The 10,732-nt window shown below is 64.9% G+C and carries 8 protein-coding genes and 1 pseudogene; 4 read left to right on the top strand and 5 right to left on the bottom strand.

Translation table 11 applies throughout. The annotated features are described in order from the left end of the window. Window positions 1-16 precede the first annotated feature (16 nt). Both groL and NKI24_RS05345 read left to right on the top strand, forming a co-directional pair. Window positions 17-1,648, top strand: coding sequence for a chaperonin GroEL (gene groL / locus NKI24_RS05340; RefSeq protein WP_352743773.1), 1,632 nt, complete (start codon window positions 17-19; stop codon window positions 1,646-1,648). Window positions 1,649-1,751: 103 nt separating this feature from the next. After that, the gene (locus NKI24_RS05345; RefSeq protein WP_352743776.1) at window positions 1,752-1,967 is read left to right on the top strand and encodes a hypothetical protein; all 216 of its coding nucleotides are present in this window, start codon (window positions 1,752-1,754) and stop codon (window positions 1,965-1,967) included. Window positions 1,968-2,030: 63 nt separating this feature from the next. On the opposite strand, the gene NKI24_RS05350 is transcribed toward NKI24_RS05345, so the two are convergent. The 5 genes and pseudogenes from NKI24_RS05350 to NKI24_RS05370 all read right to left on the bottom strand — a co-directional run bounded on the left by NKI24_RS05350 (window position 2,031) and on the right by NKI24_RS05370 (window position 7,553). Beyond that, window positions 2,031-2,528 (bottom strand): GNAT family N-acetyltransferase, encoded by a 498-nt coding sequence (locus tag NKI24_RS05350; protein WP_352743778.1) that lies wholly within the window; start codon window positions 2,526-2,528, stop codon window positions 2,031-2,033. Window positions 2,529-2,574: 46 nt separating this feature from the next. Beyond that, window positions 2,575-3,591 carry an ABC transporter permease gene (locus NKI24_RS05355; protein WP_352685164.1) on the bottom strand — a complete coding sequence of 339 codons (1,017 nt, stop codon included), beginning with the start codon at window positions 3,589-3,591 and terminating at the stop codon, window positions 2,575-2,577. Beyond that, the gene (locus NKI24_RS05360) at window positions 3,588-5,162 is read right to left on the bottom strand and encodes a sugar ABC transporter ATP-binding protein (RefSeq protein ID WP_352743780.1); all 1,575 of its coding nucleotides are present in this window, start codon (window positions 5,160-5,162) and stop codon (window positions 3,588-3,590) included. Before NKI24_RS05360 ends, NKI24_RS05355 begins: the two co-directional genes overlap by 4 nt. A gap of 210 nt (window positions 5,163-5,372) precedes the next feature. Continuing rightward, window positions 5,373-6,323 (bottom strand): substrate-binding domain-containing protein, encoded by a 951-nt coding sequence (locus NKI24_RS05365; RefSeq protein WP_352453858.1) that lies wholly within the window; start codon window positions 6,321-6,323, stop codon window positions 5,373-5,375. 229 nt (window positions 6,324-6,552) lie between these two features. Further along, window positions 6,553-7,553 (bottom strand): annotated as a pseudogene (locus NKI24_RS05370) (aldo/keto reductase). A 183-nt stretch (window positions 7,554-7,736) separates the two neighbouring features. On the opposite strand from NKI24_RS05370, the gene NKI24_RS05375 reads away from it, so the two are divergent. Both NKI24_RS05375 and ligD read left to right on the top strand, forming a co-directional pair. Continuing rightward, complete coding sequence (locus tag NKI24_RS05375) at window positions 7,737-7,961, top strand: hypothetical protein (protein WP_023675682.1); 225 nt, start codon at window positions 7,737-7,739, stop codon at window positions 7,959-7,961. Between the two features lie 155 nt (window positions 7,962-8,116). Then, entirely contained in the window at window positions 8,117-10,606 is a 2,490-nt protein-coding gene (ligD, locus tag NKI24_RS05380) for a DNA ligase D (protein WP_352743782.1), read from the top strand. The last annotated feature ends 126 nt before the right edge of the window (window positions 10,607-10,732 follow it).

A 10,732-nucleotide genomic window follows, 5' to 3' on the forward strand; every position in this document is an offset into this window, starting at 1 on the left:
ATCGAGGAGTGTTCCAATGGCTGCCAAAGATGTGAAATTTCATACCGAAGCGCGCGAGAAGATGTTGCGCGGCGTCGACATCCTCGCCAATGCGGTGAAGGTGACGCTCGGTCCCAAGGGCCGCAACGTTGTCTTGGACAAATCGTTCGGCGCGCCGCGCATCACCAAGGACGGCGTGACGGTGGCGAAAGAGATCGAGCTTGAGGACAAGTTCGAGAACATGGGCGCGCAGATGGTGCGCGAGGTCGCCTCGAAGACCAGCGATACCGCCGGCGACGGCACCACGACCGCGACGATTCTGGCGCAGTCGATCGTCCAGGAAGGCGCCAAGGCGGTTGCTGCCGGCATGAACCCGATGGACCTGAAGCGCGGCATCGACAAGGCGGTCGAAGCAATCATCGCCGAACTGAAGGCCAATGCCCGCAAGGTGACCAGGAACGACGAAATCGCTCAGGTCGGCGCCATCTCTGCCAATGGCGATGCCGAGATCGGCCGCTTCCTCGCAGAGGCGATGGAAAAGGTCGGCAATGAGGGCGTCATCACTGTCGAGGAAGCCAAGACCGCCGAGACCGAGTTGGAAGTGGTCGAAGGCATGCAGTTCGACCGCGGCTATCTCTCGCCATATTTCATCACCAACCAGGATAAGATGCGCGTCGAGCTCGAAGAACCCTATGTGCTGATCCACGAGAAGAAGCTGTCCAACCTGCAGGCCATGCTTCCCGTGCTCGAAGCCGCCGTGCAATCCGGCAAGCCGCTACTGATCATCGCCGAGGACGTCGAAGGCGAGGCGCTGGCGACGCTTGTCGTCAACAAGCTGCGCGGCGGCCTGAAGGTTGCAGCCGTCAAGGCGCCGGGCTTTGGTGACCGCCGCAAGGCCATGCTCGAAGACATCGCCATCCTGACCGGCGGCACGGCGATCTCGGAAGACCTCGGCATCAAGCTCGAGAACGTCACACTGGAGATGCTCGGCCGCGCCAAGAAGGTGCTGATCGAGAAGGAGAACACCACCATCGTCGACGGTGCCGGCCGCAAGGATGAAATCCAAGCGCGCATCAGCCAGATCAAGGCCCAGATCGAGGAAACCACCTCCGACTACGATCGCGAGAAGCTGCAGGAGCGGCTGGCCAAGCTCGCTGGCGGTGTCGCCGTCATCCGCGTCGGCGGCTTGACCGAGGTCGAGGTCAAGGAGCGCAAGGATCGCGTCGACGATGCCATGCACGCCACACGCGCGGCGGTCGAGGAGGGTATCCTGCCCGGCGGCGGCGTAGCGCTGCTCAGGGCGGCGAAGGCGCTCGACAACGTCGCCGTCGACAATCCCGACCAGAAGACCGGCGTCGAGATCGTGCGTCGCGCCATCGAAGCGCCGGTGCGCCAGATCGCCGAGAACGCCGGTGCGGAAGGCTCGATCATCGTCGGCAAACTGCGCGAGACGGCCGATTTCGGCTATGGCTGGAACGCGCAGACCAACGAGTTCGGCGACCTCTACAGTCAAGGCGTCATCGACCCGGCCAAGGTCGTGCGTACTGCTCTCCAGGGCGCCGCTTCTGTCGCCGGCCTGCTGGTGACGACCGAGGCGATGGTGGCAGAGAAGCCGAAGAGGGAAACGCCCATGCCTCCGATGCCCGGCGGTGGCGGCATGGACTTCTAAGGCCAGGCTTCCAAAGCGCGACTTCGAAACGGCAGATGGACCGTGTCCGCCAAGGGCGGGCACGGTCTTGCCGGTCCGGGACTAATGCAGAGCAGGTGTTGCCATGGATATGATGGACAGTTTTGGAAAGATCGCGGCGCCGACCCGCCCGAAAAACGATTTCAACTATGAAGCCGACTGCAGGGCGGCGCTGGCGCCTTTGGTCGACGGCTTGCTGGATATGGCCGAGTCGGCCGGCTGGGACCGCCGCAAGGCGGCCTACACGCTGATGTTTTTGTCGGCTCAACGCCTAGGGGCCGGCAAGGAGGAGCGCAAATGATCGCGGCGCGGATGCGCGAATGCCTGCTCTAGTGGGGAGATTGGCAGCTTCGCCGACAGCACTCTAAGCCATCGGTAGCAGCCGGCGCATCATCAGCGAGGCATGGCCGCCCACCCCGTGTGCAGCCGGCCGGCGCTCGACGACCTCGAAGCCGTGCTTGCGATAGAAGGCGATTGCGCGGTCGTTGCCCTCGATCACTTCCAGGGCGATGCTGGGAATACCCGCATGCGCGGCAAGAACGGCATGCAGCAGGTCGGCGGCAAGGCCGGTGCCGTACTCGCTTTTGTCTATATGGAGCCGCTCGAGCATGACCTCGCCTTTGTCGTCCATCGCGGCCATCGCATAACCGGCGAGCGACCCGTCAGCCCGCTCGGCGACGAAGGACATCTTGCTGTCGTCCCTGAGCTCGGCCGCCAACCGCTCCGGCGCGTGCCTCTCATCCGAAAGCCGTGCCGTGGTCTCGGCACCCAGGATCGGCGAATAGGTGTGTCGCCAGGACCCTCCAAGCAGCCGCGACACCGCCGGAACGTCCTGTTCGGTCATGGTTCTTATTTGGGGCATCGCCACCTCCCGGGCAGTTTACGGCACCGCAGCGTTCGCTCCGCTATCACCGCCTCACCCGCGATTTCAGCCAGCGATCGAAGGCCACCGCAAGGATGAGGATCAGGCCGATGACGATGCTTTGCGTGTAGGACGAGACGTTGTTGAACTGCAGCCCGTTCTGCAAGACGCCGATCAGTCCTGCACCGACCACCGTGCCGCCGACGCTGCCGATGCCGCCGAACAGCGAGGTGCCGCCGATGACGACCGCCGAGATCACCGTCAGCTCGTAGCCGATGCCGGCGACGGCTTCGGAGGAGTTGAGCCGCGCCGACAAAACGAAGGCGGCAAGGCCGGCGAAGAAGCCGACGATGATGTAGACCGAGATCAGGATGCGGTCGACACGCAGGCCGGAGAGCCGTGCCGCCTCGGCATTGCCGCCGACGGCATAGACCGCGCGGCCGTAACGTGTGTAGCGCAGCACGATATGGCAAAGGATCGCGGCAATCGCGAAGATGATCGCCGGCACCGGAACCGGGCCGATCAGGCCGGTACCGAACCAGCGCATCGAGGCGTCGAAGCCGGAGATCGGGCCGCCATTGGAAATCGTCAAGGTCAGGCCGCGAAACACGGTGAGGCCGCCAAGCGTGACGACGAAGGGCGGCACTTTCAGCCTGGTGATGGCAAAGCCCTGGACGCCGCCGGCCACGGCACCGACGACGACGGCGGCAAGAAGCGCGGCGAACCAGCCATAGCCTTGCGTGCCAGACGTCGACAGCGACAGCGTGTTGGCGGTGCCGCCCTTGGCCACCACCGCCGCGACCATGCCGCAGAAGGCGAGCAGCGAGCCGACCGACAGGTCAATGCCGGCGGTAAGGATAACGAAGGTCATGCCGAGCGCGATCAGGCCGGTGATCGAGATCTGGCGCATGATGTTGAACAGGTTGATCGGGTCGATGAAGCTCGGCTTCAGCACGGTGAAGACGACGATCAGCAACCCCAGGAACATCAGCGGGCCGAAGCTCATCAGCAGGCGCGCAATATTGACGCCGCCGCGCTGGCTCCGTTCGGTCGTACTGGTCATTGCGTTGCTTCCTGCTTCTGGTCGAGCGCCATCAGTTCCATCAATTTCTCCTCGGTCGCCTCGATACCGGGCATCTCGCCGGTGATGCGCCCGCGCCGCATGGTGACGATCCTGTCCGACACCGCAAGCACTTCGGGCAGCTCGGACGAGATCATCATGATGGCGATGCCGCGCGCGGCGAGCTCCACCAGGATCTGGTGCACTTCCGCCTTGGCGCCGACATCGACGCCGCGCGTCGGTTCATCGACGATCAGCACCTTGGGATCGCGCGCCAGCCAGCGGGCGAGGATCACCTTCTGCTGGTTGCCGCCGGACAGGCCCTCGATCGCCTGCTCGGGCGAAGCCATGCGGATCGACAGCATCTTCCTGTAGTTCGCCAGCGCCTCGCGTTCGCGCCGCTCGGCCATGAAGCCGACACTGGAGTAGCGGTCGAGCGCGGCGATCGAGAAATTGGTGAGGATGGCGAGTGCTGCGAAGATTGCCTGGTGCTTGCGGTCCTCCGGCACCAGGCCGATGCCGAGCTCGATGGCGTCGGCGGGTGAGGCGGGCGCGATCGGCTTGCCGTCGAGCCTGATGGTGCCGGCGGCAATGCGGTCGGCGCCGAAGATGGCGCGGGCGAGCTCGGTGCGGCCGGAGCCGACGAGGCCGGCGACGCCGAGGATTTCGCCCGCCTTGAGGTCGAGATCGACGCCTTCGAGCACGATGGCGTGCGGCGCCTGCGGATCGCGCACCGTGCGCAGGCCGCGCACCGAGAGCCGGACGTCGCCGGCGACGTCGCGCTGCGTCGGCCTGGCATAGAGCTCGGAAGCGGCGCGGCCGACCATCTTCTCGATGATCTTCGGCAGTTTGATCGGCCCGCCTTCGCGGTCGAGATGGCCGGCCAGCCTGCCGTCGCGCAGCACCGTCATGCGGTCGCAGATCGCCGCGGCCTCCTCCAGCCGGTGGGTGACGAACATGATGGCGACGCCATCCTTGCGCAGCCGGTCCATGATCGACATCAGCCTGTGCACTTCGGTTTCGGTCAGCGCCGAGGTCGGCTCGTCCATGATGATCAAGCGGCTCTTCAGCGATAGCGCACGGGCGATCTCGACCAGCTGCTGCTCGGCCACCGACAGCGCCGACACCGGCGTCGCCGGGTCGAGGTCGAGGCCGACGCGAGCGATGATCGCGCGCGAATCTTCCTCCATCTTCCGCCAGCTGACCAGCCCGAACCGGCCGAGCGGTGCGCGGCCGATGAAGATATTCTCCGCCACGGTCAGCGTCGGGATCAGGCTCAGTTCCTGGTAGATTGTTACGATGCCGTGGCGCTTGGCATCTTGTGGATTGTGCGGATTGAATTCGACGCCGTCGAAGACGATGCGGCCGCTGGACGGCGGCATCACGCCGGACAGGATCTTGAGCAGCGTCGATTTGCCGGCTCCGTTCTCGCCGAGCAGGCCGAGAATCTCGCCGGGGCGGACTTCGAGCGAAACGTCGTTCAGCGCCGTGACGCCGGCAAAGCGCTTGGTCACGCCCTCGACGGTGAGCAGGGCGGGAGAGGGTGAAGGCGCAGTGGCTTCAGTCGCGGGCAAAGGTTGCTCCCAATTTGCGATTGATGGCGGGACAGCGCCCCCTCTGTCCTGCCGGACATCTCCCCCTCAAGTGGGGAGATTGGCAGCTTCATTGGCTTCGCCTCTTCTGCAAGATCGAAAACTATCGAAAGCCGACGTGACATCCAATCTCCCCCCTTGAGGGGGAGATGGCCGGCAGGCCAGAGGGGGGTGCTGTCCCGTCGGCTTCGCCTACTTCGTCTCGCCCAGCCTCTCCGCCTTGTCGAGGTTGTCCTTGCCGATGACGATCGGTGTCAAAAGCACCAGCTTTTCCTTCGGCTCGGTCTTGTCCCTGGCGTAGGCGACCGCGATCTGCACGGCGGTGCGCGACTGCTCGCCGGGGAATTGCTCGACCGTGCCGGCCAGATTGCCGTCGCGCACGGCGACCAGCGCTTCGGGAAGCGCGTCGAAGCCATAGATCTTGACGTCGGTGAAGTTGCGCGCCGCGCAGGCTTCAACCGCGCCAAGCGCCATGTCGTCGTTGGCGCAGATGATCGCGTCAGGCTTGCCGTTGGCGGCAAGGCCGGCCTCGGTGACGGACAGCGCCTCGGCGCGGGCGAAGTTGGCGGTCTGCTCGAAGATGATCTGGTACTTGTCCTTCATAGGATCGAGGACGTTGTGCACACCCTTGTTACGGTCGATCGCCGGGCCGGCGCCGGGCTGACCCTGCAGATGGAAGATCTTGGCGCCATTCGGGAACGCCGCCACCATGGCCTGTGCTTCGGCCTCGCCGCCCTTGACATTGTCGGCGCCGACATGGGCGAGGATGCCTTCGACGCCTTCGACGCGGCGGTCGATGGTGACGACGGGAACGCCGGCCTTGACCGCTTCCTCGATGGCTGGGGCCAGCGCGTTGACGTCGAGCGGCGAGATGACGATGGCGTTGACCTTCTGCACGAGCGCCGCTTCGATATCGGCGGTCTGCTTGGGCGCCGAGTTCTGGCCGTCGCTTTCGACCAGGTTGACGCCCTGCGCCTGGGCTTCCGCCTTGATCTGGTTCAGCATGTGCACGAAGAACGGAAAGCCGAGGCTCGGCACCGAACCAAGGATGGTCAGCTTGTCCTGGGCAAAAGCCAGTTGCGGAGCGGCCAGCGCCAAAGCGCCCATCGCCGCGGTCGACAGCAGGAATTCACGTCTGTTGATCAATTTAGTCTCCTCCCAGATGAGCGCACGACCCCGAAACCGGAATGGGTTTTCCGGAAGGTTCCTTGCGTCGATTCAAAAATGGAGTGTCCTTCGAGCGCCCAACTCGTGTTTGAATGGACGCACGGCGCTCCAGCCGGTCCACCGCGACGTTCTCCTCCGCTCGGTGCCTGCCGGCGGATGCTAGCCAAGGCCGGAGCTTTGCGCAAGAACGGGAGCAGGCAAAGACCTACCGATCGATCATCACCATGGTGCGCTCGCCGTAGCGCTCACCGGCGACCTTTCCCGGCGCCAGCGCGTCGTCCAGCACTTGCATCTCGGCTGGGTCCAGCCTGATCGAAGCCGCGGCGACGTTCTCCTCGAGGTATTTTCTGCGCTTGGTGCCGGGGATCGGCACGATGTCGATGCCGAAGTCGCTCCCCTTGTGGAGCAGCCAGGCCAGCGCGATCTGGCCTGGCTTGACGCGCTTGGCCGCGGCGATGTCGTGGCCGCCGCCTGCATGTTGGCGTCATAGTTGGCGCCCTGGTAGCGCGGATCGCCGCGCCGGTAATCGCCCTCCGGATAGTCTTCGGCGCGCCTGACATCGCCGGCGAGAAAACCGCGGCCGAGCGGCGAGAACGGCACCAGGCCGATGCCGAGCTCCTTCAGCAGCGTAATGATTTCCGGCTCCAGATTGCGCTCCCACAGCGAATATTCGCTCTGCACGGCCGACACCGGATGCACGGCATGCGCCCGGCGGATATTGGCGGCGCCGGCTTCAGAGAGGCCGAAGAAGCGGACCTTGCCCTGAGCGATCAGCTCGCCGACAGCGCCCGCCACATCCTCGATCGGCACCGCCGGATCGACGCGGTGCTGATAGAGGAGGTCGACGTGGTCGGTGGCGAGCCTCCTCAGCGAACCTTCCAAAGCCTCGCGGATATGTTCGGGCCGGCTGTCGCGCTCGGTGCCGACTTGCTTGCCGTTTTCAATGCGGAAGCCGAATTTCGTCGCGATCGTCACCTCATCGCGCCGGCCCTTCAGCGCGCGGCCGAGCAGTTCCTCGTTGGTGAACGGCCCGTACACTTCCGCGGTGTCGAGGAAGGTGCAGCCGAGTTCGATGGCGCGGTGCAGCGTGGCGGTCGATTCCGCCTCGTCGGCCGGGCCGTAGGACTGGCTCATGCCCATGCAGCCGAGACCGATTGCCGAGACTTGCAGGCCCTGGCTGCCGAGTTTGCGCATCGTCAATGTCATGTGAAGCTCTCCGGATCAGCATCGCGTTCCAAGCCGCCAGGGCAATATAGCGCACCGGCTCGGTTTCCACAGATCGGGAGGCGCCACCGCGCGCGGCTCGCAGCGACCGCCAAATTGACAGCCGACACGCTCTCGGCCATCCTTAAGGCACGCCGCCTTGCGGCTTGTGCGTGAGTAACCAGCATGGCCAGTTCCGTCGCCAGTCAGAAATCCAAGCGCGCCGCGGTGCGGAACGCGCTCGACCGCCACAAGGTGTACATCACCGCGCAGCGTTTTTCGGCCGGCAGCTACAGCGCGCGGGTGCTGGTCGACGGCGAAGCCTATTGGGTCGACGAATTCCGGCTCAGCCAGCTGCAGCAGGGCCTGTCGCCGGCCGAGCTCGAATTGACGCCGGCCACCGACGATTGAGCGGCGTGACCTGCCATCCTTCGTCATCCCAGGGCGGAGCAGGAGCTAAGCGACGTCGCGGAGACCCTGGGATCCATGCCGTGACATTGGAGCGCCGCTGCGATGGGATTTTGATGCCGCGCTCGTTGCTTTTGCCCACCACCCGCGCCTAGTCCATGCCAGCTCCTTCGAAGCTCAAGGCTTATCGCGCCAAGCGCGAGTTCACGAGGACGCCGGAACCAGCCGGCGGTCTGGTTGCGGGTGAGGGCAATCGTTTCGTTGTCCACAAGCATCACGCCACCGCCGATCACTACGATCTGCGCCTGCAGGTCGGCGACGTGCTGAAGAGCTGGGCGGTGCCGCGAGGCCCGTCGCTCAACCCCGCCGACAAACGGCTGGCGGTCGAGACCGAGGACCATCCGCTCGAGTATATCGACTTCGAAGGTGTCATTCCCGAAGGCGAATATGGCGGCGGGCCGATGATCGTCTGGGACACCGGCGTCTGGGCGCCGATGGACGATGTCGAGAAGAGCCTGCGCACCGGTTCCTTCAAGTTCCGCCTCGCCGGCGAAAAGCTGAATGGCGGCTGGATGCTGACGCGGCTGAAACCGAAGCCCGGCGAGGATGAGGGCAAGAAGAACTGGCTGCTGTTCAAGGAGCGCGATCTGGCCGCCGACGCCAAGCTCGACATACTGGAAGCCCGCCCGGAAAGCGTCAAATCCGGACGCCGCATCGAGGAGCTGGTGGCAACGCCGAAGCCTGCCGCCAAACCTGCCAGGCCGGTGGTGCTGAAACCCGGCGCTTTGCCGGGCGCCGTCAAGGCGCCGCCGCCCACCCGCATCGTGCCGCAGCTGACTACGCAGGTTCCGAAGCCGCCGGGCGGCGATGACCCAGCGGCCCGAACGGGCGAAGTCTGGCTGCATGAGATCAAATTCGATGGCTACCGCACCATGGCGCATCTCGCTAACGGCGCAGTCAGGCTGATCACCCGCGCCGGCCTCGACTGGACGAAGCGCTATGGCGACCTGCCGCTTGCATTCGCCAGGCTGCCGTGCCGCGAGGCGATCATCGACGGCGAGATCGTCGCGCTCGACGCCAAGGGCATCAGCCGCTTTGCCCTTTTGCAAGACGCGCTGGCCGAAGGCGCCGGCAACAAGCTCCACTTCTACGCCTTCGATCTTCTATATCTCGACGGCTGGGACCTGAGACAAGCGCCGCTCCGCCGGCGCAAGGCGCTGCTTTCGCAATTGCTGTCCGGTCTCGGCGCCAATTCGGCCATCCAGCTCAGCGATCATGTCGAAGGAGACGGCCAGGCACTTTATGACCAGGCATCCGAGATGGGGCTCGAGGGTGTCGTCTCCAAGCGCGCCACGGCAATCTACCAGAGCGGCCGTACCAAGACCTGGACCAAGACCAAGGCGCTTCAGACCGGCGACTTCGTTATCGCCGGCTACACTGTCTCCGACGCGGCCGAGGGGCTGGCCGCACTCGGCCTCGGCGAATTCGAGGATGGCGAATTGCACTATCGCGGCAAGGTCGGCACCGGCTTCGATGCCGCCACCGCCACCGAGTTGCTGGCCCGGCTGGAGCCTTTGCGCGCCGGGGCGTCCGCGCCCGAAGGGGTTCCCCGCGAAATCATGCGCGAGATGAACTGGGTGCGGCCGCTGCTTTCGGCGCATATCCACTACGCCAACCGGACCACCGACAATGCGCTGCGCCATGCCGTGTTCCGCGGCCTGCGCGACGTCGGCCTGTCGACGCCGGTTTCGGCCAAGCGCAAGCGGCTGATCGCCGAGGCCGACCTCGCCACCATCTGGGTGACCAACCCGACGCGGCGGCTGTTCGGCAAGACCGGCCCGACCAAGCTCGACATTGCCGTCTATTATGCGCTGGTCGGCGATTTCATGCTGCCGCACATCCTTGGCCGGCCGGTGTCGCTGGTGCGCTGCCCGACCGGCAGGCCGCAGGACTGTTTCTTCCAGCGCCACGCCTTCACCGGCATGCCGTCATCGGTGGCGACTTTCGAAGCGACCAATTCGGAGGGCGAGACCAAATCCTATCTCTCGGTGGAAGACGCCAAGGGCTATCTGGCACTGGCGCAGTTCGGTGTCGTCGAGTTCCACACCTGGGGCACCCATCGCACGCGGCTCGACAAGCCGGACCTGATCGTTTTCGACCTCGACCCGGGCGAGGGGATCGCCTGGCGCGAGGTGGTTGAGGCGGCGGTGCACATTAAGGGCGAGCTGGAAGCGCTAGGACTGGTGCCGTTCGCCAAGACGTCCGGCGGCCACGGCATCCACATATCAGTGCCGGTGACGCAAAAGCAGAACTGGAAGAAATTGCACCAGGCGACCAGCGCCATCTCGACGCATCTTGCCGCCACCGCGCCCGACACTTTCACCACCACCATGGGCAAGGATAACCGCAAGCGGCGTATCTTCATCGATTATCACCGCAATGCGCGCGGCCACACTTCTGCGGCTCCCTATTCGCTCCGCGCCCGCACCAATTTGCCGGCCTCGACGCCGGTGAGCTGGAGCGATCTGGAATCCATCGACGCTCCGCAGGATCTGAATTATTCGTCGCTGCCGGGCCTGCTGGCGACGTCAGGCGATCCCTGGGCCGACATGGAAGATTTCGCCAGGGATTTGCCGGTGGTCAAGTAAGCGGGCTTTGCAGAACTAGGGTTCCTCGCCCCGCGAAAGCGCTAGGGCGTATACACATCTTGCTGCGACGGATTGACTCGGTTGTGACGTGTCGGATTCCGCCGGCGTGTGCTGTATGATTCTTCT

The organism is Mesorhizobium sp. M0701, assembly GCF_040320365.1.
Classification (GTDB): Bacteria; Pseudomonadota; Alphaproteobacteria; order Rhizobiales; family Rhizobiaceae; genus Mesorhizobium.